The following is a 22,943-nucleotide window of genomic DNA, read 5'->3' as shown; positions in this document are numbered from 1 at the left end:
CTTCGCCCGACATCCCCGCGATGACGCCCGACCCGGAGGAGTGGACCGTCCTCCGGGTCGTGGGCACCGGGTTTCGCAGCAGGAAATCGCCTCGTGCCTCATCAAGATCGCTGTTGCGACACAGCGATCTTGATGAGGCACGAGGCGATGCTCTTACCGCGCGTCGGATTACCGCGCGTCGGATTACCGCGCGTCGGATTACCGCGCGTCGGATTGCCGCACGTCACGCTGGTGCGCCGCCCGGCCACGAGGGCGGGCGGCGCACAACCACGCGGCTGCTACTTCACGGTGCGGAAGAATGCCCTGACGTCATTCACGAAGAGATCCGGGACCTCCATGGCGGGGAAGTGCCCGCCGCGCGTGAACTCGCTCCAGTGCGCGATGGACGTGAAGTCACGGTCGGCCAGACGGCGCACCGGGACGAAGCAGTCGTTCGGGAAGACGGCCACGCCGAGGGGTACGTTCAGCGGCTCCTCCCGGTATCCGGCCAGCATCTCGCCGGTCGGGTCGGCGGACTGCCTGCGCTGCAGATCGGTGATCTCGTAGTACAGCTGCCCGGATGAGCCGGCCGTGCCGGTCAGCCAATAGATCATCACATTGGTCAGCAGCAGATCGCGATCGATCACGTCCTCGGGCACCTCGGCCGGCGCGGTCCACTCCTTGAAGCGTTCCATGATCCACGCCAGTTGGCCGATCGGCGAGTCGTTGAGTGCATACGACACGGTCTGCGGTCTCGTCGACAGGAGCTTCATATAGCCCGAGCCGTCGGAGTCGAACTTCGCGAGGCCGCCGAGGCGGGCCATGTCCTCGCCGCTGAGGTTCGCCATCTCGGCCGGATCGCCGGACGGGAACACCGCCAACATGTTGGTGTGCACCCCGACGACGTGCTTGGGGTCGACCCGTCCCACGCCGAGGGAGATGGGCGACCCGAAGTCACCGCCCTGGGTGCCGTAACGCTCGTAGCCCAGACGGTTCATCAGCTCCGCCCAGGCCCGGGCGATGCGGGCGATGTCCCACCCGGGCTCGCGCAGCGGACCCGAGAAGCCGTAGCCGGGGATGGACGGGATGACGAGATGGAACGCGTCCGCCGCGTCGCCGCCGTGCGCGACGGGGTTGGTGAGCGGGCCGACGACATTGAGGAACTCAGCCACCGAACCGGGCCAGCCATGCGTGATGATCAGCGGCAGGGCGTTCGGCTCCGGAGAACGTACGTGCATGAAGTGGACGTTCGCGCCGTCGATCTCCGTGGTGAACTGCGGCAGGCCGTTGAGCTGCCGCTCCATGGCCCGCCAGTCGTAGCCGTTGAGCCAGTACTCCGTCATGCTCTTGAGGTAGTCCAGCGGAACCCCCCGGGCCCAGCCGACTCCGGGCAGATCCTGCGACCAGCGCGCATGGGCCAGCCGGCGCCGGAGATCGTCGAGCTCGCTCTGGGGGATGTCGATACTGAACGGTTTCATTGGCCTACTCTCGTGTCCAGGTCGGGTAGAGCGGCGGCGTAAGTCCGTGCAGGACAGACAGGCGGCCGGGCTTAACATGACCCTCGCACCTGCGCGCGCGGGAGCGCATCCTCTGGATTGCCTGATCGGCAACGGATGCGGCGCGCTTCGGGGCCGGCGCAGGCCCGGTGTTCGAGCAGCTTGCGATCACCGGGTAGCCGGCGCGGGCCAATGATCAGAGGCCTTCAGCGCGTCGCTCACTCATCGATTGTGCTTCCTCACCCTGCGTACGCAACATCGGAGACGCCTACCTGTTCTCCGGCTGCTGACGATGGAGATGACCCTGGTCCTTCCATCGTGCAAGGAGCTACCCGTGTCTCTTGAACAATCCACGAAGGTCTGTCTGGTACAGCAGGGCGTTTGGGACATGCCGCTCGAGTCGATGCCGCTGGCGGCCGGGTATCTCAAGTCGATGGCCCTGTCCGACGACCGCATCCGGCATGAGGCGAACATCGAGATCGTCAACTTCCGGGGCGGTGTCACCAACACGACGATGGCGAACACCCTGTTCACCGACGGCGTCCCCGACGTCATCGCGTTCTCGGTGCTCGGCTGGAACTACCACTCGTTCGGCGCCCTGGCCGCCACCTTCAAGCAGCTCAACCCGGACGGCTGGGTCGTCTTCGGCGGCAACCACGCGACCAACCAGGCGGACCGGGTGTTCCGGATGTTCCCCGAGGTCGACATCGTCATCAACGGCGAGGGCGAACTGACGTTCCGCGACCTGCTGCGGGCCTACCTCGACGGCGCCAGCCGGCACGACCTCGCCGACATCGACGGGCTCTCGTTCCAGAGCGTCGACGGCAAGGCCGTCACCACGGCCGAGCGGGCCCGCATCGACGACCTCGACTCGATCCCGTCGCCGTTCCTCACCGGCGCGCTCGATCTGACCGACGCCGACGGCAAGTTCCGCTACGACGTCGCCCTGATGGAGACCAACCGGGGCTGCCCGTACAAGTGCTCGTTCTGCTATTGGGGCGGCGCGACCGGCCAGAAGGTGCGGGCGTTCTCGATCGAGCGGCTGCGCGAGGAACTGGAGATCTTCGGCAAGCTCGGGGTCCACACGGTGGTGGCCTGCGACGCGAACTTCGGCATGCTGCCGGGCGACTACGAGTTCGTCAAGGCGCTCATCGAGACTCGGGACCGGTACGGCTTCCCGCGGGCGCTGGAGACGTCGTGGGCCAAGAACAAGTCGAAGACGTTCTACCAGATCGTGCGCACGATGAAGGAAGCCGGCATGAAGAGCTCCTTCACCCTGGCGCTGCAGACGTTGAACGACACCGCGCTCGATCTGATGCGGCGGCGCAACATGAAGGTCAACGAGTGGGAGGACCTCACCAACTGGCTCGCCGGCGAAGGGCTGGACTGCTACGCGGAGCTGATCTGGGGCGCGCCGGGGGAGACGATCGAATCCTTCATGGAGGGCTACGACCGGCTGGCCCAGCGGATGTCGCGCATCGCCGTCTACCCGCTCCTGCTGCTGCCCAACACCGACTACATGGAGAAGAAGGAACGGTTCGGCATCAAGAGCGTCCGCGGGGACAACGACGACTTCGAGTACCTGCTGGCCCACGACACCATGACGTTCGCCCAGAACCAGGAGATGCAGAAGTTCATGTTCTGGGCCCGGGTGGTGGCCGAGAACGCGGTGCTGCGCCACAGCTGGGTCGCGCTGCGCCGGCTGGCCGGGCTGAGCCAGTCCCAGGCGCTGCTCAACCTGGAGGCGTGGATCGCCACCGCCACCGACCCGTCGGCCGAGTTCCTGCGGGCGGCCCAGGCCAAGGTCGGCACCAACGGCCTCGGCGAGGCCATCAAGTTCCTGTTCACCGAGCCCGAGGCCGAGCGGCTGCTGCTGCGCTGGTGGGACGAGGCGGTGCGGCCGCTGCTCCCGGCCGAGCACGAGGACCTGCTGGCCGAGGTGTTCCGGTACGACCTGCTCACCCGACCGGTGTACCGGCCCGAGGGGCTCGCCCCCGACGACGACGTCACGCTGGTGACGGTGGACGGGGACACGTACTACCTGCGGGCAGGTGTCGCGCTCGGCCACGACATCCCGACCATCATCGCCACCTTCAAGGCCGACGGCGAGCCGGACCTCACCCCGCGGCCCACCACGGTGGACCTGTACTACCGGGCCGGGTCCGAGTCGGCCGTCACCTCGACCAACCACGAGATCGTGGTCCACTACATGGGCGTGCCGGAGCAGGACATCGTGCGCGGTCCGGCGGAACAGCGCAACTGCTGAGGCCGCGGTCTCAGGCCCTTGAGCGAGCCGGGCTTCATGCCGACGACGCTCTTGCCGAGACCGATCGAGCACCCCGACCCGGGTGGACCACCTGGATGACGCGGACGTCTCGTATCCGGTCTTGAAGAAAGGTGCGCAATGCCGACTTCGGCATTGGCGGCACTATGCCGACCGGGCGGTAATGCCGCGTTTACGCGTATGGCCTGCCGCGCATGGTCTACGATATTCATACGACGCCTGATCATTAATTTCTGTGATTTCGGCATCACCAGGTAGCCTGCCGGACCCGCGCAGCGCGGGCGCCGGAGTACAAATAAGAGGCCTTATGCCGAACATCGGCATAAGGCCTCAGGCATCTGACCCTTGAGACCGAGGACCTGGCGGTCGTTGATGTCCGCCAGGTCGTGGACGCCGTCCTCGTCGATCAGCGAGGCTGGACTGGTCCGGCAGGGGTCTCAGGTTGGTCAGGCGAGATCAGGGACGCTCTCGGATCAGGTACTGCCACGCGCTGTGCGGGGTATAGCCGAGTTGGTCGTTGACGTGGCGGATGCCGGCGTTGTTCTCTTCGTTGTCGGTGAGTGCGATGCGGATGCCGAGATCCTTGGCGTGGGCATGCAGGAACTCCTTGGTCGCGCGGCCGAGAGCCCGGCCGCGCCGGCCCGGGTCGACCCCGGTGTACGTCACGTGCATCTGATCGCCGTCGGCGACCGCGAACGAGATCGCGGCGGGGCCGCGCTCCACCCGGGTCAGCACCGCCACGGACCGCTGGCCGGGCGTCGGGATGTCCCGCAAGCCGGACAACGTGACGAACAGGCCTTGTTCGGCCTCGGGGTTGGTCTGGCTCGCCCGCAGCATGGCCTCCACGGCTTCGTCGTCGTCGAAGACCAGGTCGTCGCACACCTCGAACGTCACCTGGCCGCTCGGGGGTTCGGGCGCTTGCGCGTCGGCGAGGGCGCAGGAGACGGTGATCGACCGTTGCACGGACGTGAAGCCCCAATGCCCGGCCACGTCCAGCGACGTCTGGTCTCCGTCGAGAACGGCCGTCACCAGCTGAACCACCTCATCGTCCAGGTCCGCCAGCGCCGCGGTGTAAAGCCGCGAGCCGAGCCCGCGCCCACCGACATCGGCGCGTGTGTTCACCATGACGGACAGCAAACCGGCCGGCAGATTCTCCGCGGCCAGCGCGACGCCCACGCCGGCCAACGCGCCGCCGGACTCGCGGGCGACCAGCACCCGCCGGCTGCGCACCGCCTTCTGATACAGAATTGAGCGGAGGATCACCCGGTCCTGTTGCGGGGTACGGGTCATCATAAAGTCGACGATCTCATCGACGTCGTCGTGATACGCCTCAGCGATCTCCATGCTTCAATCATATTTTCGAGCACTGATTTAGTCATCCGACGGGCCGCAAAAGAGCATTCCGCAAGCAGCGATCGTTGCGCAGCGCGGTTGTCCGGTGCGTCCGCCGGGGATCGTTGCCCGACATTCGAGTAGGGCACTCGACATCTCGATATTCGCTCCTGCCCACCACGATGTCGGGCGGCGCCGCTCTGAGCACGCCGGAAGGGGACGCCGTGCCGGAACGGTCATAAGGATGGAGTCTATGACGAACCTTCCGATGACCGATCATTTGATCGCGCTGCCGGGGACCTCCGATTGGGCGATGTGGACGTGGGGCGGGTTGCGCTCGGCCGGTTTCCCGGTGAGCACGGTCCTGGCCCTCGCGCACAGCGAGGCGGCCACCGCGGCGGACGAGGCGCACCAGGCCCGGGTCGGGCTGAGTCAGCAGATCGCGGAGTCGCTGCGCTTGTTCAGTGAGCGCTTCGACGAGTTCCGCGAGCGCTTCCCCGGCCACCCGCTGACCCGACGCGGCAGCGGTCCGCTGCGGGCCATCAAGGCACTGCGGGCCGGTCGGGTGCCGTCCGAGTTCGAGGGTATGCAGGAGCTCGGCCTGTCCCTGGCCGAACTGCACACCCTGGCCGAGAACGAGCAGGCCGCCCAAAGCCGCTTCGCCGCCGCCTACGACGCCGCCGTCGCGGCCACCTCGGCCACGTTGGTCGACCTGGCCGGGGATCCCCGCGTGGGCGAGGCCGGCCTGTGGCAGAACCGGCAGGCCTACCACACGGGCGTAAGCCGGCTGGCCGCGCGCGGGAAGGACGCCCCCCGCAACAGCGACCACCGGCAGTACGAACAGCTGGTGGCCCGGATGATCCAGCGGTACGCGGCGAAGAACGAGACCATCGGCTTTTTCGGGCCGGTCGGCTGGATCCGGCTCGGCCAGGACGGACCGCCGATGACCGCCGACCACGGCCCCGACCTGGTCCGCAAACGCTTTGTTCACATCGAGCAGTGGACTGTGGACACCCTGGCCGCCGTCATCGGGGCCGAGCCGGGCATGGAGGTCTGGCTGCGCCCACGACCAATGCCCGACTACCGGCTCGAGGGCGATCAGCTCAGCGGACCGGTGGGCGTCTGGCCGACGAAGTCGCTCCCGTACTCGGCGGCGCCGCAGACCTTGCCCCCGCTCGAGGCGGCGGTACTGCATGGCTGCACCGGGCAGCAGGCGGCCAGGGATATCGCCGCCGACGTGCTGGCCCGACCGGAGCTGGAAGCCACCGACGCCGAGCAGGTGTACGCCGTACTGCGTGACCTGGTCGGCCGGGGCGTCATCGTGTGGCGGCTCGACGTGCCGTTCTTCACCGACGCCGACCTCCTGCTGGCCGAGTTCCTCGAGACCGTCGATGACGCGTCGCTGCGCGAGCCGGCCCTGGCCAAGCTCCGGGAGTTGCAGGCGGCCAAGGCGGCCGTGGTCGCCGCGGCCGGCACCGTCGACGAGCTGGACCAGGCGCTGCAGCATCTGGAGAGCACGTTTGAGCGCCTCACCGGTCAGGCGGCGACCCGGGCCCATGGCAAGACGTATGCCGCCCGCACCCTGGCTTACGAGGATTGCCAGCGCGATATCGACGTCCGACTCGGACCCGAGCTCATGACCGAACTCGGCGGCGCCCTCGAGCCGTTGCTGCGCAGCGCGCGGTGGCTCTGCGGGTCGACGGCCCAGCGGCACCGGGACCTGTTGGAGCCGGTCTTCGACGAGTTGGCCGCACAGATCGGACCCCGCATGCCGCTGGCCGCGCTCTTCCCGCGGATGCCCGAAGTGTTCGACATGTGGGATGTGGGGCCAAACCCCAAGACGGAGGCCCGCATCGCCTCGATGAAGGCTGAGCTGAGTCGGCGCTGGCGCGACATCCTCGACCTCGACGACCTCAGCGAGCACCGCGTGCACCGGTCCCTGGCCGAGGTCCGCAGCCGGGCCGAGAAGGTGTTCCCCGAGATCAGCCCCGGCTGGCGGATGGGCCACCTGCACTGTCCGGACATGATGATCTCGGCGACCAGCGCCGAGGCGGTCAACCGGGGCGACTACCAGCTCGTACTCGGTGAGATCCACCTCGCCCACAACACCCTCGGCGTGTCACTGTTCGCGGACACGCACCCCGACCGGGCCGACTTCGAACGCTGCGCTGAGGCCGACCTCGGGATGCAGCGGGTCACCGGGCTCGGCCCTCGGGAATGGAGCGGCACGCTTGGCCGGTTCCGCCCGGCCCTGCCGGAGACGAAGACCACGTACCTCATGGTCTCGGATGAGCCGGTGTCCCACTTCGCCGACTACCAGCCGCCGCGGTCCAAGCAGATCACCTTTCTCGAGCTGGTCGTCGAGCGGATCGACGGCAAGATCATGGTCAGCACCCTGGATGGCCGGTTCCAGGCGGAGTTCATGGAGATGTTCGGCGACTCGGTCACCTTCAGCGTGTTCAACTCGCTGCGGCTGTTCTCGACCGAGCCGCACACGCCCCGCATCACCCTCGACCGGTTCGTCCTCCAGCGCGAGACCTGGCGGTTCCCCGTCGGCAACGTGCCCGCCGACGGCGCGAGCGAGGCCGAACGGTTCGCCGCGATCCGCCGGTGGGCGACCGAGCTCGGGCTGCCCCGCCTGGCCTTCTACACCACGCCGGTCGAGCCCAAGCCGCTCTTCCTGGACCTGCACAGTCCCGTCCTCGTCGAGATCTTCGCCAAGATCGCGCGACGCACCCTGCACGACGCCGGCGAAGATGCTCTGATGGGCGTCTCGGAGATGCTCCCCGACATCGAACACTCCTGGCTCAGCGACGCCCGTGGCGAGCACTACACCAGTGAGCTGCGGCTCGTGGCGGTGGACCTCATCGAGGACCAGCTCCCCACGCGTCAGCTCCTCGAAGACACCCTGACGCGTTGACTCATGGCGGGACGGCTTGAGGTCGGCCCGCCCAGTCGTCGATTCGCCCGGCGGCCGCCGTCCTCGTGACCGGCGGCCGCCGGGCGTTGTTTTCGTGACCTGCATTCTGTTGTCCGCCGACGGGCCTCACGCCGAGCCCGAAGAGCACCCCGGCGGCCTCACCGTCATCGACGTGGCCGACGACCCGTCAGTCGGCGTCAAAGCTGGACGTACTGCGGGCGCCCCTTCGGCCGGAAGACCTGGATCGTCAGGCCCTTCGAGTCGACGCGCGACTCGACCAGTTCGAAGGCCAGGTCCGGGCCGGCCGCGGGGAACAGCCGGCGGCCCTGCCCGAGCACCACGGGGATGGTGAGCAGGATCATCTCGTCGACCAGGCCCTCCTCGAGCAGCGCCGCGACCAGCACCGAGCTGCCGTGGACCTGCAGTTCGCCGCCCGGAGCGGCCTTCAGCGCCCGGACGGCCGCCGCGAAGTCACCGGACAGGACGGTCGTGTTCTCCCACTCCGGATCGGTCAGCGTGTTCGACACGACGTACTTGGGGGCCTTGTTCAACGCCGCGCCGACGGGGTGGGTGCGCATCTCCGGGACGGCCCCCCAGGAGCCGGCGAACAGCTCGTAGGTCAGCCGGCCGAACAGGAACGCGTCGGCGCGCTGGTAGGTCTCGCCGATGTATTCGAAGGTGCTCTCGTCGCTCTCGCCCAGGGCCCAGCCGCCGCGCTCGAATCCTTCCGCACGTTCCTGGTCCGACACCTTGCCGTTTCCCTGGGTCACCCCGTCGAGGGTGATCTGCGTCATGGTCGTCAGCTTCATGGTCGCCGTCTCCTAGCTCGGTGGTCTGTCAGCGGTGGGTCGTCTTGCACCGCGCCGGAATCGCAGCCGGCGCGGGAGAACCGGGGCTAAGGACGGACGGCGGTCAGCTGCCACACGGGCAACTGGAGGTTGCCGCGCTCATCGACACCGAGCCCGGCCAGAGCTTCCGGGTCGATCGGCTGGCTCAGCGCGCCCGTCTCGTTCGTCGCCAGCAGGTCTGCCGCGGTCGTCGCGCTGGCGTAGACGGCCGGCCTGAGCCGGGTGATGGTCCAGCTCTTCCCGATCGTCTCCCGCAGGCCTGCCTCGCTGAACAGGAAGGGGCTGGGGAAACTGTCGGGCAGCTCGTCGGAAAAGCAGAACAGGTGCAGGCGCGCGCCGGGCTTGGTGGCCCTGACGAGTGCGGCGAGGTAGTCGTTCCTGGCGGGTTCGTTCAGGCAGTGGTAGAGGGCACTGTCGACGACCGTGTCGAACCGGTTCTCGAACCCGTCGAGCCGGGTGGCCTCCGCCACGGCGAACTCGACTTCGACGCCTTGGGCGACGGCCCGCTCGCGGGCCTGGCGGATCGCGGTAGGAGCACCGTCCACACCGGTCACGCGGTGGCCCCGCGAGGCGAGGAAGATCGCGTTGTCGCCGAGCCCGCAGCCGACGTCCAGCACGTCCTGACCGATCTCACCCGCGTCCTCCAACTCCACCACCAGCGGCTGTGGCGCGCCGATATCCCACGGCATGTGCGGTCCGACGCCCAGGTTTCCCTGGTAGAGCTGCTCGAAGTCGACACCGTCCTCGTCGATCGCCGGTTCGGTCATGACGCCTCCCAAACAAACCTGGATGGATTCTCGAAGTGCGGCCGGTCTTGGTGATGTGTCAGACAAGATCGGCGGAAACGGCGGCGGCTGCCGCGGGCCGGCAGACGACGCCCGATCGGCTCGGCGCGGCCGTGTTTCGCGGCATGGTGTCCTGCTCGCACGGGGTGGAGAGGACGGCGTGGAAAGGATGTGGCGCAATGCTACGGAGCGTCGGCGGCGAGACGCTTCTTCAGGCGTGCGGAGACGGGCACGGCAGACGATCGACCGCTTCTCATCCGGCCGCCACCCGTTCGCGCTCGACGGCCTCGTACAGCGCGCGGATGTTGGCGCTGCCGAAGCCTCGCGCACCCTGGCGTTGGATGAGCTCGTAGAACAACGTCTTGCGATCATAAGGGGAACGGGTGAAGGACTGCAGGAGGAACCCCCACTCGTCACGGTCGGCCAGCACCCCGGTCTCGCGCAGTTCGGCGAGCGGCAGGTCCGTCCCGGCCATACGGGCGGTCAGGAGGTCGTAGTAGGAGTCCGGAGTGTGCATGAACTCGACCCCGCGCTCGCGGCACGCGCGCACCGAGGCCAAGATGTCCTGCACCTCGAAAGCCAGGTGCTGCACGCCCGGCCCGCTGTTGCGCTCGAGGAAGTCATCGAGTTGGCCGGGCTTCTTCGACGCATCCGGCTCCACGAGCGTGAAGGTCACGTCCGCCGAGGCGTGGCGCACGACGATCGAATCCATCGCCTGCCCGCCGACCTCGACGTATTCGCCGCTGTAGCGTTCGAGGTCGAACACGGTGTCGTAGAAGTCCGCCATGGTCCGGAGGGTTCCGGATTCGATACAGAGGGCGACATGGTCGAGTCGCCAGGACGGGCCGGCGGAGGGCGCGGCGTCGCCGTCCTCGTCGCCCTCCTCGTCCTCCTCGTCCTCGCGCAGCGGGCGCCATGGCCCGGTGGGGTCCGCGAAGGGATCGGAACCGGCCTCGATCAGGCTGTGGCGCACACCACCGCCAGGTCCGCGGAACGCGGCCGGCCCGAGCGGTTCCGCGCCCGCGGCCACCGCCCGCGCGTGCACGGCCGCGACGTCGTCGCAGACGACGGCGACGTCGGCGATCCCCTCACCGTGCTCCTCCAGGTACCGTTCGACACCAGCACCTTGACTCACGACGATCCGCACCGGGCCGTGGCGCAGGAGCAGGGAGTCGCCCCCCGGCTCCGCACGCTCGGCGACAGGGGCGAATCCAAAGGCTGATATCAGATAGTCGGCCGCCTGCGCGCGATGCTCGACGTGGAGCTCGAAATGGGAAACAGCACGTACGGACATGGGAAGCCTTTCTGTTCGCGGTGGTCACGGCTGGGGTGGAGGAGACGCGCCGGCTACCCCCAGCTCTCGTTCACGCGGGCCATCCGCGGCACGCAGCCGGGTGATGGCGGGGTGCCGACGCGGGCGGCCGGGCGACTCGGGCCGCGACCTCGCCGCCCGGCGGCACTTGACCGGCTCCCGATGCCGGCGCAGGATCGTCCACAGGTGACCGGAAGACGCAGCCCGGCATGACGTCCTCGTGTATCAAGGCCGGCGGTGGGGCTGTAGGCGGTATCCGGCTCTTCGAACGGATTGGGCATCTGCTCTTCCCCTTGCCTCGGGCGGCACCGAGCCCTGATTTCGTGGCGAGGCGCACGCGCCGCGCCCTCGACGCAGAGCGCTGTCCGATCTCCAGGTCCCGGAGTCCACGATGCGGGAGGCAGCGCGCCGGGTCACCTTCCTGATTGCCGAACCCGCACCGGCCGCAGGGGCACCGCGCTGAGCACGGTGAAGGACGTGGAGGTGTCCGAGCGCCCGGACGGCGAGTTGCTCTTCTCCGAGACCGCCTCGCGCCCCGGCGGCGGCTGGATCCAGCCCATGATCAGCGCGCCCTCGGGCATGGAGCACAACGGCGCGCGGGAACTTACCGCTGTCCCCGCGCGCCGTGCATCCGTGTTCGTGCCCGAACTCGTGAGCACTCCGGCTCACTCAGGCCAATGATTCATAGGGTCCGATCAACCGCGCACCCTCCGGATGCGCCGGAAGCAGACCGCGGCGAGCAGCGCGGCCAGCACGGTGTAGAAGGCCGTCTCCATCCACTGCAACTGCCAGTAGCGGTAGGCGGGCTGATAGGTCATGTCGACGTGCAGGTGCTGTGGCGCGAGACAGGCGCCGAGCGAGCTGAAGTCCGGCGGGCCGCCCTTCGCCCCGGGCCCGGCCGCCATCTGACTCCAGCAGGAGATGATCGCACTGGTCTGGATCGGCTGACCGTTCGGGCCCAGCGCCTGGGTCTGGGACAGGTCCCAGGCACCGGCCGGCGCGGCCAGGTCGATGAGGACGGGGCCGGTCGTGGACGCGGAGCGGTCGAACCTGATCGCCTGGCTCATCGTGGTCTGATTGATCGGCAGGCTCACGGTGGTCGCGGGCAGCAGGTGCGGTCTGAGCCCGGCGGACACCAGGATCTGGACCGCGATGAAGATCGCGATGGTGGCGGCCATGGCGGGCACGGCGCGCCGGAACAGCAGTCCGAGGACGGCGCCGAGCACGAACGCGAACGCGGCGTATCCGAGCGGGGTGATGTCGCGTGCGTTGAACGCCTGGATGCCGAAGCGGTTGCCCGTGAGCGTGTCGAGCGGGCTGGTCCACCACGTGACCAGGAGGCTGAGCACGCCGGCGGTCAGGACGGAGGCAAACCCGACGAGGGTGAGCTTCACCGCGAGCCAGCGGGTCCGGGTGACGGACTGGTGCCAGGCCGTGTAGTGCGTGCCGCGCTCGAGTTCCGCGGCGATCAGCGGAGCGCCCCAGAAGATCCCGATCAGCGCGGGTACGGCCATCAGGAGCAGCTCGACGAGGTCGAGTGGGCCGTTGTACTGCGACTGCAGCGCGTCGAGCACGTCCGAACAGTTGCTCGATGTCTGGCAGGTGGCCAGATCCACCGTGTAGGAGTGGTGCAGCTGGTGCCCGGAGATCAGCAGGTAGGCGGCGGCCGCCGCGAGCAGCACCAGGGCCACGTAGGTCTGAGTGCGGAATTGACGCCAGGTCAGCCAGATCATCGCGCGACCTCCGCGCCCTCGGTCGAACCGGCGCCGGCTGCGGAGCCGGTGGACGTGGCGGACGTGGCGGGCTCGGCCGCGGCGGAGTCTGCGGCTTCCATGTACGTCAACACCAGGTCTTCCATACTCAGCCGCTCGGCGGCCCAGTCCCCGGCCGGCAGCGGGGCGTCGCTGCGTACGACGAAGGTGGACTGCCGGTCGGTGTGCGTGGCCGAGACCACCTCGAGCCCGGCCGGCAGCGCGCCCGGATCGCGGCGGGTGCACACCATCCGGTGGTGCGTGGCGGTGATCTCGTCGACCTCGCCGGCCAGGCGCACCCGGGAGGAGACGAGCACGATCAGATAGTCGCAGACCCGCTCGAGGTCGGAGATCAGGTGCGAGGAGAGCACGACGCTGGTGCCGTCCTCGACCACCGACTCCATCAGGTGGTTGAGGAATCCGCGACGCGCCAGCGGGTCGAGGCTGGCCACCGGCTCGTCGAGCAGGAGCACCTCCGGCCGCTTGCCCGCCGCCACCGTCAGCGCGAGCTGGGCGCGCTGGCCGCCGGAGAGCTTCCCCGCCTTCTGCGTCGGGTCGAGCTGGAGCTGCGCGATACGCCGTTCGGCGAAGCCCTGGTCCCAGCGCGGGTTCAGGCGCGCGCCGAGCCGCAGGTGGTCGGCTATGGAAAGACTCGGATACACCGGGGCGTCCTGGGCCAGGAAGCCGACCCGGGCCAGCTGCCCGGTGCCCGAGCCCGGGGTGTTGCCCAGCACGCTGATCGTGCCCGAGGTCGGGCTCAGGAAGCCGCTGGCGAGTTTCAGCAGCGTGGACTTGCCGGCGCCGTTCGGCCCGACCAGCCCGACGACGTGCCCGGGCGGGATGTTCAAGGTGCAGTCGGTCAGCGCGCGGCGCCGCCCGTACCGCATGCCCAACGCGTGGGCTTCCAGTAACGCGGTCATTTCTCCTCTTCGCCGCTCTCGCGGAGGGTGCTTTGGAACATCGCCTCGATGCCCGGTTCGGTCAGTCCCGCGGCCCGAGCCCGGCCCAGCCACGCCGCCAGCTCACGGCGCAGCGGCTCGTGCTCGACCAGCGAGGCCTGCCCCAGCGTCTTCGTGACGAACGTGCCCACGCCCGGCTTCGGCGCGACCAGGCCCTCGCGTTCGAGGTCCCGGTACGCCTTGAGCACGGTGTTCGGATTGATCGCGATCTTCGTCACGACCTGCTTGACCGTGGGCAACTGGTCGCCCTCGGACAGCAGGCCGAGCAACAGCGCCTGCCGCACCTGCTGCACCAGCTGCAGGTAGGGAGCGACGCCGGTGCGCGGGTCCAGGTGGAACTCGATCACAAGACCTCTATTCATCTAGATGACTAGCACAATAGATGACCGGCGTGACGCCGTGTCAAGACCTCGGCCGGACCGCGCACGTTCGCAGCGGCGTTCCGAACGCGACGTCAGAACGTCCGCCACCGCGGTGCGGTGGCGGGCGTCGCGGTGCGCGCTCCCCCGGCTTTTCCCCGTCTCTCCTTCGTCTTCCCCCGCATCTGCCCAGGCCGGGGAGTCGTGTCGGCCTGGAGGGAATGTTCGGGCGGATCCCGGTCACCCGTGAGTCATGGCTACTTTCATCATCGTCCTGATCATCGTCGGCGCGATCGCCGGCCTGATTGCGCGTGCTCTACTGCCTGGGCGCGACTCGCTCGGCGTTCTCGGCACCATCGTGCTGGGAGTGGTCGGCTCGTTCGTCGGCGGATTCCTGGAGAACATGATCCAGTTCCACACCTTCTCGATCCACCAGTTCCACGCCACCGGCATCATCGGCTCGATCGTCGGCGCGTTCGTGGTGCTGCTCCTGCTGCGCCTGTCGGGCCACGAGCCCGGCCGCTACCGCTGATCCTGCAGCCGCACGCGTTCGTGCCCTCCTATCCGCGCGGATGGGGAGGGCACTGTCGTGTGGACCGGGGACGGTGGCGCTGGGGCGCATCGACCACCCGAGGGCGCCCGCCAGGAACAGGGCGGTGGCGGCGGGGCCGACGAGGGCGCCGAGCGCGGTGATGTCCAGGATGGAGTGCGAGCCGGGGACCGTGAAGACGGGCACGGTCACGACCACGCCGAAGCCCCAGCCGATCATCACACCGACATGGCGGTTCATCGCGATCAGGCCGGCTTGCAGGATGAAACCGACCATCAGGAGCCCGGTGCCCGCAGCGAGGGCGGCGAGGAACCAGCTCGGGAGCGGTGCGCCGTGGGCGTGCAGGATGTTGCGCAGGATCCAGGGGCCCAACGTGGCGCTCAGCAGTACCGCGGCCAGGCCGAGGCCCACGCAGAAACCCACGAGCAGCAGCGTCATGCGGCGCACACTGCGGTACTCGCCTCGCTCGGCCGCCGTCGTCAGCTTGGGCAGCAGCGGCGTCTGGATCGGCAGCAGCGCGATGACGCCGAGCCTGGCCAGGCCGACCGCCGAGGTGATCCCGGCGGCGATCCCGAGCTCCTCCGGGTTTTTCGAGTGCTGATACCGCGCGTCCACGAGCAGCGGCACGGCGTTGAGCAGCAGCTGCGAGGCGAGCGTCGCGCCGGTGAGCAGGCTCAGGTTGGCCCCGGCCCGACTGCCGCGCTCCTCGTCCTGCGCCCGGTCGCCCCCGGGGCCCTCGCACACCTCGAGGTTCACCAGGTGTGGACGGTGCCAGACCTGGGGCAGCCGGATCGCGGTCACCGCGGAGAGCACCGGGCCGAGCCCGAACACCAGGCCGTAGAGCCAGACGGCTTTGCAGCCCACGGCCAGGAGCAGCAGACTCGGGATCATTCGCGTGAGCGCCTCGACCAGCAGGCTGATCGCGTACACGTGGAAGTCCTGCCGCCCGGAGAGCGTGCCGCGCACCTGGAACGAGACCATCGCTCCGGCCAGCCCCAGCATCAGCTCGGCGTACAGCACCCACTGGCCGTCAAGCCAGTGATCGGTGAGCACCGGAGCGAGCAACAGGCAGGCGACCAGGGTGCTGCCGACGAACCAGGCGGCCTGCCTGACCTGCCGGCGGATGACGGGCGCGGTCGGGAGCCCGCGGGCGAGGGCCCGGCTGACCGCGCGCACCATCTCCTGTTCGATCCCCGACATCACGCCGGTGCTGATCGCGGCCAGCAGGATATTGAGACCGTTGAGCGCGAGGACGGCCTCGGAGCCGACCGCCAGATTGGCCGTCAACAGGTAGACCGAACCGGAGAACGCGCTGAGGATGAGGCCCACGGCGAGAAAGACGGTAGGCCGACGCAGCAGCTCGAAGACACGGCGCATGACCAGGCGATGTTAACGCCCGCCCGACGGTGAAAGCCGATCCGCGTCGGGCGAGCGCGTGCAGCGACGTTCTGCGCTACCGTCGGCCTCGGGTTTGTGGGGAGGGGACGGGATGTTCGCAGTGCCGGCCTGGGTGCTCGGCTCGTTGGTCGTCGTGTACGTACTGTTCCTTGTGTCGGCGCTGGTCGGCCACGACGCGGCCGCGTTCCCGGGCGCCGGCAAGCCGACCGAGACCCCGGGCGCCGAGTTCGTACGTGAGGAACTGCAGCTCGAGATCGGCACAGGCTCCGGCAACGGGGCGCCGGGGAACGCGGGCTCCGGCGACGGGGGCGCCATCGCGGGCGCGGATACCGTGCACGCCTGGTGGATCGCCGGCACCGACGCTCCCGGGCAACCGCGTACGCTGCTGTACTTCCACGGCAACGGCTACGCACTCGAGGACGAGGCGACACTCGAGGCGCCCATTGCTGGGCCTGACCGGCGCGAATCTGCTGCTGATGGACTACCGCGGCTACGGCACCAGCAGCCCCGCCAAACCGAGCGCGGCCACGACGGCGGCCGACGCTTGCGCGGGACTGCGCCATCTGACCGAGGAGCGCGGGATCCCGCTCTCCCAGATCTGGATCTGCGGTCGCTCCATCGGCTCGACGATCGCGGTCCGCCTCGCCGTCGAGTACCCCGACTGCGCCGGGCTGATCCTGATCAGCCCTCTGACGAACACGGTGGACGTCTGGCCCTTCGGCACGGCTCTGCGCCCCCTGCGATGGCTCGGGCTCGCCAAGGCCTTCGACTCACGCGCCCGGATCACCGGGCTGAGGCTTCCCGTGCTCATCGTCACCGGCACCCGGGACACGGTGGGCACCCCGGCCATGGCAGCCGAGCTCCACCGCCGCGCGGCCGGACCCAAGCGGCTCGAACTGGTCGAAGGCGCCGGGCACAACACCATCTGCCAGATCGCGCGCGAGCGCATCCCCCAGCTGATCACGGACATGATGAGCGGTCAGGACGTCCCGACCGCGAAGCCGACCTCCTGATCCGGACTCAGCGCGGCACGGCCTGGCGCCGCACAGCCTGGCGCAACGCGGCGTCGTCCGGCGCGAAGTCGTCGTCTGCGGGAGGCGGGTTGCCCAAGTGCCATGCGATGGTGCGTTGCAGCGCCTGCGCGGGATCGCTCTCCCGCCAGTCGAGGTGCTCACGGGCCTTCGCGGCGTCGGCCAGGAGTGCCTGGGACCCGGCGCGGGTGATCCGAAGGTCCGGCGGCAGTACGTCGTCGGGTACGGTGACCAGTTCCGCGGTGCTGCCGAGCGCAGCCAGGACCTGTTCGGCCAGCAGCCGTATCGACGGGGTCGCGGATTCGACGATGTTGAACACCTCGCCTTCGTCGGCCGTGGCCGTGCGCTCCAGGGCCGCGGCGACTGCGGTGGCGACGTCGCCGACGTAGATCCTGCTGAACAGGAAAGTACCTGCTCCGAAGGGAATCCGTGCGCGCCGCGCCCGCACTCTGCGCAGCACGAACTCGAGACGGCGCTGGTAGTCGTGCTCCCCGTAGACGGCGCCGAGACGCAGCACGGTGGCGCCGGCCGCCAGGTAGCGCGCCTCAAGGTCCAGGTTCTCCCACTCCGGCCCGTCGAGGTGGCGGGCCGTGCGCAGCGGGGACTGCTCGGTGAGCGGCACGGCATCGGTGTGGATCCCGGCGCGCACCGACTCGTAGGCCCGGTAGACGTTCACGCTGGAGAGCACGACCAACCGCAGTCCTTCCGGCAGCGCCCGCAGCGCACTGTCCGCGCCCGGCCCGTCCAGTGCAGAGACGTCCACTGCCGCGTCGGGCCGGAACGCCGCGATCTCGGCCCGGCGCTCGGGCCAGGACGCACGGTCGGCGTGCAGGTGGGTGGCCGGGGCCAGATCCGGTGGTTCGGTCTGCCCGCGATGGACCACGAGCAACTCGTGCCCTCGCGCGACCAGTTCCGCGCAGATCGCCCTGCCGACGAACGACGTGCCACTCAGAATCACCACACGCATGGCCGCCTCCTCCTCCGTTCCGCTCCCGCCGGTGACATCACCGACCAGGGCCGGGATATTGCCAGCGTAGGTCGGCTGTCGGCGTTCAGGGCGTGTATGTGGCGGAATTTAGCTGACAGCAGAATGGTCGCCTGAGGTGTGGGACGAAGCGGGCGTGATAGTCGGTCACGGGGCCGTCGGATTCGCGGATGCCGAGGCCGGCGGGCTCCCCGGCGACGACCCAGGCACCGAGGACGGGGCGGTTGCCGTCGTAGTCGGGCAGCGGCGTGTACTGCTGGTGGACCCAGCCCTCGGCGCCGCCGGTGCCCGGCTGGACGATCGAGTCCGCGCCGGCGCCGGTGATGCGGATGGCGTCGCCCTCGCGGCCGAGCAGGGGCTTGGCGACGTGGCGGGTGAGGTCGCGCGGGCCGTCGAGGTACGCGGGGAGCAGGTTCGGGTGGTCGGGGAACAGTTCCCAGAGCACGGCCAGCAGGGCCTTGTTCGACAGCAGCATCTTCCAGATCGGCTCGATCCACTGCGTCGCGGCGGCCGCTCCGTTACCGGAACGGGCGGCGGTGAGCTGGTCGAGGATCTGCGCGCCGAAGGGGTCGCGGACGATCCACTCCCACGGATAGAGCTTGAAGGCGGTGCGGATCGGGCGCAGCGCGAGGTCGACGAAGCGGGCGTCGCGGCGCTGCCAGCCGACCTGCTCGATCGGCAGCGTGACCACCTCAAGCCCGGCCTGCTGCGCCGTCTCGGCCAGGTACGCGCAGGTCATCTCCTCCTCGCCGCTGGTGTCGACGCTGGTGTGGGTGACATGCACCGGCCCGGGCGCGAAGGCCTTCGCCGCCGCGCGCCAGGCTTCGACCAGGCGCTCGTGCAGCGAGTTCCACTGGTCGGCGGCCGGGTGCGTGTCCTGCAGCCAGTACCACTGGCAGATCGCCGCCTCGAGCAGGCCGGTGGGCGTGTCCGCGTTGTACTCCAACAGTTTTGCCGGCCCGCCCCGGCCGTCGTAGGCCAGATCGAAGCGGCCGTAGAGGCTCGGCGGGCGCGCGTCCCAGGACCGCCGAACGGCCGCCACGACGCGTTCGTCGGTGATGCCGAAGCGGGCGAATCCTTCCTCGGCGATGACGTGCTCGACGGCCCGCAGGCACAGCTGATGCAGCTGCGCGGCCGTGTCCTCGAGCACGTCGACCTCGTCCGTGGTCAGCGCGTAGTACGCCGACTCGTACCAGTACGGCAGTTCGCGGCCGTCCGCGGTCGGGGTGGTCGCGAAGACGAGGCCCTGGGCCTCGACGGTCCGGCGCCAGCCGGGACGCGCGTCGATCGGTATGCGTCGCATCGGGATCTCCTTGTCAGCCGCCGGCGTGGCCGCCCTCGCCGCCGCCTTCCCCACCGTGTCCACCGAGCCCGCCGCGCGCGACGCCGTGCTCGCCCTCCTCGCCGCCGGAGACCTTCGAGCCGATCTTGAACCCGCTGCCGCCGGTGTACCAGTGCGCGTACGAGGTGGCCGTGCTGGTGTCCGCGCAGTACTTGTCGTCGATCACCGTGTTCGTACGGGTGTCGATGCAGCGCTCGGTATCAGTGTCCGATGAACAGGCCGCCAGCGTGGCCAGGCTCGCCACGAAGACCCCGCCGAGCGCCAACGGCACCGCCGCGCCCCGACGCCTGGTCCGCCCCCGGCCGGCGTCTTCAGATGTCATGACGTTATTCCCCCCATGATTGCCCACGTGGCGACATCCTGCCAGGAACATCATTCGTGATCAAGGCGGTTGCGACGCAGCGACCTCGGCGCGCTCGAGCACCCCTCGTCAGCCTTCGATCATGCGCCGGCGGCCGACTCGCCCTCGAGGTCGGCGATGGTTGCCTCGAGCCAGGCGCGGTCGGCGCGGCTGGTGCCCGCGGCGAGGGTGATCATGCCCTTGCGGAAGCGGTCGGTCATCTGGGCGGCGCGCAGCGGCTTGCCGTCCACGTAGAAGTAGCTGGCGGGCCGGTTCATGAACTCCAGGCGCCGCCTCAGGATTCGGGCCTGGTCGGCGGGATCGGGCAGGTGGCCGAGGAAGGCGAGGACGACGAGGAAGGAGTTGCGGTCGGTGATCTCGACCTCGGCCGGCTCGCGGAGCCTGCGGAGCAGCTCGACGCGGCCGGCGTCGGTGAGCGAGAGCACCTGGCGCGGAGTCGCTCCGCGACCGGGTTCCTCCTGCCGGTCCAGGTATCCGGCCTCGCGCAGCCGGTTCAACGCGGGGTAGAGCGCTCCGTCGCTGACCGGGCGCACGTGGCCGGACAGTCCGGAGATCCGGGCACGCAGCTCGTAGGCGTGCAGCGGCTCTTCGGCCAGGAATCCCAGGATGCTCAAGGTCAACACGCCACCATCCTAACCCCGAGGGCCCACGAAGAGAGTTGACTCTAATCGAGTGCCTCGATTAGAGTCATAGCCATGACGACCTTCGTTCTCGTTCCCGGGGCCTGGCACGGCGGCTGGTACTTCGAGCCCATCGCCGAAACGCTGCGCCGCCAAGGCCACACGGTCTTCCCCGTCACCCTCACCGGCCTCGGCGATCCGGCGCGCCCCCGCACCGCACAGACCAACCTGGACACGCACATCCAGGACGTGCTCACGCTGCTGGAAACCGAAGACATCCACGACGCCGTGCTCCTCGGGCACAGCTACTCCGGCATGGTCATCACCGGAGCCGCGGCCCGCGCCGGCGGGCGCATCCGCCGCCTCGTCTACAGCGACGCCTACGTCCCGAGCGACGGAGACTCCTGCTTCAACCTGACCAGCCCGGGCTACCGGAAGCTGTTCCTCGAAGGAGCCGAGGCCGACGGCCTCACCGTCACTCCCCCGCCCGGCCTGGACCCGCGCACCACCGCGCACCCCCTCGCGGCGTTCCTGCAGCGGATCAGGCTCGAAAGCGAGCCCAAGGTCCAGCGCCGCGACTACATCTACCTGTCCGCCTGGGCCGAGACGCCCTTCACCGGCGTCTACGAACGGCTGCGCGACGACCCCGACTGGCATGTCCACACCCTGCCGATCGGCCACGCCATCGCCCGCGAAGCCCCCGACGACCTCGTCCGGATCCTGACCGAGGAGTAGGAGCGAGCGCCTGCACAGCGCATCAGCCCGCTGAGAACACCAGCCGCCGAGCGTGATTGCGATACCCGGCCCGCAGGAACGCAGCCGCCATCGGCTCGTTGACCAGATCGGTGTCCGCCCGGATGGTCGTGGCGTCGGCCTCGGCAACGAGGATCCGCGTGATCTCGACAAGTATGGCGTCCACGTAGCCGCGTCCTCGATACTCGGGCAGAACGCCGAGGTAGCCGACAACGGGGAAACTGAGGTTGGCCGAGGGAATGCCGAAGCCCACGGTCTCGCCGTCCCGATTGACGGCAACCCGCCACCACGAGCGATCACCGACCATCAGATCACGCAGGTGGGCAACGTCTTGGCGCGCCTGCTCAGCACTACCAACGCGCGCCGCCTCCCGAGTCGAGGTGGTGTCGAGGGATTCGGAAAGCACGCGGGAGAACAGGTCCACGAACACCGCATCGTCCGACTCCGCACGAAACTCGAGCTCGCCCCCGGGCTCGGCAAGCCCGTCCGCCGCCGTCCATTCGAACCGCAACCGCTCGAGCAGAGTCCCAAGGCCGGCCCGGGTGACGGCCTCCCGCCGCCATGACAGCGCACTGACAACATCAGCCCGCTCTCGCCAGTCCCCCGGCACGAAAACGTGGCACGCAGGCGGCTCGCTCAGCCCGAACTCGCCGGCAAACGCCGCATGCGCCGCATGCAGCAAACCCGCCGCAAGCGCGACGCGCTCCTCCTCATCGACGCCGAAGGATTCGTGAACGTAGAAGGCATCGAGCGAGACCGGTTCCGAATCCTTCGGCGAGGCACCAGATGGCGACGGCCCGGATGTCGCCGCCGGACTCCTCGGCGATCCAGGTCCACCCGTGGCGGTACTGCCCGTCCTCGACGTGGGCCCGGTAGCCATCCACCGTCAACGGGCAAGCCCCGTCACGCCGGATGAAGGGAAGGATCCGGTCGAGGTCGGCCTCGGTACTGGGACGAAAAGCGATGGTGCGAGCGGGCAAAACTTCGCCTCCGGTATACAGCCTCAACGACGGTGAAGCGAACCCGGGCAACGCTAGGCAGCAGAGGGAGGTGGGGTCAATCGAATATGGCTCTGTCACCGAAGTGGCTCCGGCGCTGTCGGTGCTCAACTCTATGGTCGACACCATGGGCAACCTCTTCCAAACCCTCGTCGACCTCGACGCCACGCCCGCCGAGGCCGCGGACCTGGCGAGCCGTGGACTCGACTGGCTAGTTCGAGAGGCGATCGTCAGCGCCGAGCGCACCAACTGCGTGCTCGGCGCACCGTTGGGCAATCCACCCGGCCAAAGCTGGGCGAAGGCGGTCGCGGATCCCGACTGGGAGCCGACGGACGGCCTCAACATCGCCATCGGACGAACCGTCTTCTACGGCGGCCAGGGCGGTGCCCGGTACGCGACCTGTCCGCGGTGCGCAGCTCGTGTCTGGTTCTACACCGAGTCCTGGAAGCCCATCGCAGGCCCTGACGACCCCTTCTTCGCCGCGATCGACGTCTGGTACGAGACAGGCGAAGCAAACGTCACCTGCCCAAGCTGCGAACAGGCTTCTGATCTGGTCTCGTGGCAGTGGGCAGACGACTACTTCGCTTTCGGCTACCTCGGCTTCGAGTTCTGGAACTGGCCCGAATTCGCCGCCCGCTTCGTCGAGGACCTAGCCCAGGTGCTCGACGGCCACCGGCTGATCCGGGTGTGGGGAAAGCTGTGACGGCTCCGAGGATGGTCCGAGCAAGCCCCGCCCGTTGGGCTGCTGACTAGTACTACAGTTGCAATTCTTGCCCTGAGTTGCATCGTCGCTGGTAGTGGCATCGGCGGGCGGTGGCTTGGTGGCGTCTTCGCCAGGCGGACCAGTGCAGTAGGTGTCGGTGTCGGTGGTGGCGTGGCG

At 69.0% G+C, this 22,943-nt stretch carries 20 protein-coding genes; 6 read left to right on the top strand and 14 right to left on the bottom strand.

Features of this window, described 5'->3' with window-relative positions; all coding sequences use genetic code 11:
- Positions 1-278: 278 nt before the first annotated feature.
- Positions 279-1,457: an epoxide hydrolase family protein gene (locus KDL01_RS01555; protein WP_212526463.1), complete on the bottom strand. Its 1,179-nt coding sequence runs from the start codon at positions 1,455-1,457 to the stop codon at positions 279-281.
- A gap of 316 nt (positions 1,458-1,773) precedes the next feature.
- On the opposite strand from KDL01_RS01555, the gene KDL01_RS01550 reads away from it, so the two are divergent.
- Entirely contained in the window at positions 1,774-3,741 is a 1,968-nt protein-coding gene (locus KDL01_RS01550; RefSeq protein ID WP_281415182.1) for a KedN5 family methylcobalamin-dependent radical SAM C-methyltransferase, read from the top strand.
- A gap of 474 nt (positions 3,742-4,215) precedes the next feature.
- On the opposite strand, the gene KDL01_RS01545 is transcribed toward KDL01_RS01550, so the two are convergent.
- On the bottom strand, positions 4,216-5,103 hold the full coding sequence (locus tag KDL01_RS01545) for a hypothetical protein (protein WP_212526461.1): 888 nt from the start codon (positions 5,101-5,103) through the stop codon (positions 4,216-4,218).
- Positions 5,104-5,344: 241 nt separating this feature from the next.
- Between KDL01_RS01545 and KDL01_RS01540 the strand changes: the two genes are divergently transcribed.
- Positions 5,345-8,011, top strand: coding sequence for a lantibiotic dehydratase (locus tag KDL01_RS01540; RefSeq protein ID WP_212526460.1), 2,667 nt, complete (start codon positions 5,345-5,347; stop codon positions 8,009-8,011).
- Positions 8,012-8,208: 197 nt separating this feature from the next.
- Here KDL01_RS01540 and KDL01_RS01535 read toward each other — a convergent pair whose 3' ends face one another.
- The 7 genes from KDL01_RS01535 to KDL01_RS01505 all read right to left on the bottom strand — a co-directional run bounded on the left by KDL01_RS01535 (position 8,209) and on the right by KDL01_RS01505 (position 14,013).
- Positions 8,209-8,820: a dihydrofolate reductase family protein gene (locus tag KDL01_RS01535; RefSeq protein WP_212526459.1), complete on the bottom strand. Its 612-nt coding sequence runs from the start codon at positions 8,818-8,820 to the stop codon at positions 8,209-8,211.
- Positions 8,821-8,906: 86 nt separating this feature from the next.
- Complete coding sequence (locus KDL01_RS01530) at positions 8,907-9,626, bottom strand: class I SAM-dependent methyltransferase (RefSeq protein ID WP_212526458.1); 720 nt, start codon at positions 9,624-9,626, stop codon at positions 8,907-8,909.
- Between the two features lie 271 nt (positions 9,627-9,897).
- Positions 9,898-10,938: a 4-hydroxyphenylpyruvate dioxygenase gene (gene hppD, locus KDL01_RS01525; RefSeq protein WP_212526457.1), complete on the bottom strand. Its 1,041-nt coding sequence runs from the start codon at positions 10,936-10,938 to the stop codon at positions 9,898-9,900.
- Between the two features lie 431 nt (positions 10,939-11,369).
- A complete protein-coding gene (locus KDL01_RS01520) occupies positions 11,370-11,537 on the bottom strand; it encodes a hypothetical protein (protein WP_212526456.1) in 168 nt (55 codons plus the stop codon).
- A gap of 114 nt (positions 11,538-11,651) precedes the next feature.
- On the bottom strand, positions 11,652-12,689 hold the full coding sequence (locus tag KDL01_RS01515; protein WP_212526455.1) for an ABC-2 membrane transporter-related protein: 1,038 nt from the start codon (positions 12,687-12,689) through the stop codon (positions 11,652-11,654).
- A complete protein-coding gene (locus KDL01_RS01510) occupies positions 12,686-13,627 on the bottom strand; it encodes an ABC transporter ATP-binding protein (RefSeq protein ID WP_212526454.1) in 942 nt (313 codons plus the stop codon). Before KDL01_RS01510 ends, KDL01_RS01515 begins: the two co-directional genes overlap by 4 nt.
- A complete protein-coding gene (locus tag KDL01_RS01505; protein ID WP_368861492.1) occupies positions 13,624-14,013 on the bottom strand; it encodes a GntR family transcriptional regulator in 390 nt (129 codons plus the stop codon). Before KDL01_RS01505 ends, KDL01_RS01510 begins: the two co-directional genes overlap by 4 nt.
- Positions 14,014-14,278: 265 nt before the next feature.
- Here KDL01_RS01505 and KDL01_RS45045 point away from each other — a divergent pair, with 265 nt between their 5' ends.
- The gene (locus KDL01_RS45045; protein ID WP_212526452.1) at positions 14,279-14,557 is read left to right on the top strand and encodes a GlsB/YeaQ/YmgE family stress response membrane protein; all 279 of its coding nucleotides are present in this window, start codon (positions 14,279-14,281) and stop codon (positions 14,555-14,557) included.
- 1,859 nt (positions 14,558-16,416) lie between these two features.
- Positions 16,417-16,986 carry an alpha/beta hydrolase gene (locus KDL01_RS01495; RefSeq protein WP_212526451.1) on the top strand — a complete coding sequence of 190 codons (570 nt, stop codon included), beginning with the start codon at positions 16,417-16,419 and terminating at the stop codon, positions 16,984-16,986.
- A 7-nt stretch (positions 16,987-16,993) separates the two neighbouring features.
- Here KDL01_RS01495 and KDL01_RS01490 read toward each other — a convergent pair whose 3' ends face one another.
- The 4 genes from KDL01_RS01490 to KDL01_RS01475 all read right to left on the bottom strand — a co-directional run bounded on the left by KDL01_RS01490 (position 16,994) and on the right by KDL01_RS01475 (position 20,315).
- Positions 16,994-17,971, bottom strand: coding sequence for an NAD-dependent epimerase/dehydratase family protein (locus tag KDL01_RS01490; protein WP_212526450.1), 978 nt, complete (start codon positions 17,969-17,971; stop codon positions 16,994-16,996).
- Between the two features lie 85 nt (positions 17,972-18,056).
- Entirely contained in the window at positions 18,057-19,292 is a 1,236-nt protein-coding gene (locus tag KDL01_RS01485) for a glutathionylspermidine synthase family protein (RefSeq protein ID WP_212526449.1), read from the bottom strand.
- Between the two features lie 13 nt (positions 19,293-19,305).
- On the bottom strand, positions 19,306-19,653 hold the full coding sequence (locus tag KDL01_RS01480; protein ID WP_212526448.1) for a hypothetical protein: 348 nt from the start codon (positions 19,651-19,653) through the stop codon (positions 19,306-19,308).
- A gap of 119 nt (positions 19,654-19,772) precedes the next feature.
- Entirely contained in the window at positions 19,773-20,315 is a 543-nt protein-coding gene (locus KDL01_RS01475; RefSeq protein ID WP_212526447.1) for a PadR family transcriptional regulator, read from the bottom strand.
- A 72-nt stretch (positions 20,316-20,387) separates the two neighbouring features.
- On the opposite strand from KDL01_RS01475, the gene KDL01_RS01470 reads away from it, so the two are divergent.
- The gene (locus tag KDL01_RS01470; protein ID WP_212526446.1) at positions 20,388-21,047 is read left to right on the top strand and encodes an alpha/beta fold hydrolase; all 660 of its coding nucleotides are present in this window, start codon (positions 20,388-20,390) and stop codon (positions 21,045-21,047) included.
- Between the two features lie 22 nt (positions 21,048-21,069).
- Here the strand turns inward: KDL01_RS01470 and KDL01_RS01465 are convergent, their stop codons facing one another.
- Positions 21,070-21,945 carry a GNAT family N-acetyltransferase gene (locus KDL01_RS01465; protein ID WP_212526445.1) on the bottom strand — a complete coding sequence of 292 codons (876 nt, stop codon included), beginning with the start codon at positions 21,943-21,945 and terminating at the stop codon, positions 21,070-21,072.
- A gap of 170 nt (positions 21,946-22,115) precedes the next feature.
- Here KDL01_RS01465 and KDL01_RS01460 point away from each other — a divergent pair, with 170 nt between their 5' ends.
- Entirely contained in the window at positions 22,116-22,766 is a 651-nt protein-coding gene (locus tag KDL01_RS01460) for a hypothetical protein (protein ID WP_212526444.1), read from the top strand.
- The last annotated feature ends 177 nt before the right edge of the window (positions 22,767-22,943 follow it).

The organism is Actinospica durhamensis (genome assembly GCF_018139695.1).
Taxonomy (GTDB): domain Bacteria; phylum Actinomycetota; class Actinomycetes; order Streptomycetales; family Catenulisporaceae; genus Actinospica; species Actinospica durhamensis.
The sequence above is the reverse complement of the archived record's forward strand: the minus strand, read 5'-3'. Positions and strand labels throughout refer to the sequence as shown.

Excerpts from the sequence above, each read along its gene's own strand:
- KDL01_RS01480 (WP_212526448.1), bottom strand. The coding sequence starts at position 19,653 with ATGACATCTGAAGACGCCGGCCGGGGGCGGACCAGGCGTCGGGGCGCG.
- KDL01_RS01470 (WP_212526446.1), top strand. The coding sequence starts at position 20,388 with ATGACGACCTTCGTTCTCGTTCCCGGGGCCTGGCACGGCGGCTGGTAC.
- KDL01_RS01485 (WP_212526449.1), bottom strand. The coding sequence starts at position 19,292 with ATGCGACGCATACCGATCGACGCGCGTCCCGGCTGGCGCCGGACCGTC.
- hppD (WP_212526457.1), bottom strand. The coding sequence starts at position 10,938 with ATGTCCGTACGTGCTGTTTCCCATTTCGAGCTCCACGTCGAGCATCGC.
- KDL01_RS01490 (WP_212526450.1), bottom strand. The coding sequence starts at position 17,971 with ATGCGTGTGGTGATTCTGAGTGGCACGTCGTTCGTCGGCAGGGCGATC.
- KDL01_RS01515 (WP_212526455.1), bottom strand. The coding sequence starts at position 12,689 with ATGATCTGGCTGACCTGGCGTCAATTCCGCACTCAGACCTACGTGGCC.
- KDL01_RS01540 (WP_212526460.1), top strand. The coding sequence starts at position 5,345 with ATGACGAACCTTCCGATGACCGATCATTTGATCGCGCTGCCGGGGACC.
- KDL01_RS01535 (WP_212526459.1), bottom strand. The coding sequence starts at position 8,820 with ATGAAGCTGACGACCATGACGCAGATCACCCTCGACGGGGTGACCCAG.
- KDL01_RS01520 (WP_212526456.1), bottom strand. The coding sequence starts at position 11,537 with ATGCCCGAGGGCGCGCTGATCATGGGCTGGATCCAGCCGCCGCCGGGG.
- KDL01_RS01545 (WP_212526461.1), bottom strand. The coding sequence starts at position 5,103 with ATGGAGATCGCTGAGGCGTATCACGACGACGTCGATGAGATCGTCGAC.
- KDL01_RS45045 (WP_212526452.1), top strand. The coding sequence starts at position 14,279 with ATGGCTACTTTCATCATCGTCCTGATCATCGTCGGCGCGATCGCCGGC.
- KDL01_RS01530 (WP_212526458.1), bottom strand. The coding sequence starts at position 9,626 with ATGACCGAACCGGCGATCGACGAGGACGGTGTCGACTTCGAGCAGCTC.
- KDL01_RS01465 (WP_212526445.1), bottom strand. The coding sequence starts at position 21,945 with ATGGCTACCGGGCCCACGTCGAGGACGGGCAGTACCGCCACGGGTGGA.
- KDL01_RS01555 (WP_212526463.1), bottom strand. The coding sequence starts at position 1,457 with ATGAAACCGTTCAGTATCGACATCCCCCAGAGCGAGCTCGACGATCTC.
- KDL01_RS01510 (WP_212526454.1), bottom strand. The coding sequence starts at position 13,627 with ATGACCGCGTTACTGGAAGCCCACGCGTTGGGCATGCGGTACGGGCGG.
- KDL01_RS01550 (WP_281415182.1), top strand. The coding sequence starts at position 1,774 with ATGACCCTGGTCCTTCCATCGTGCAAGGAGCTACCCGTGTCTCTTGAA.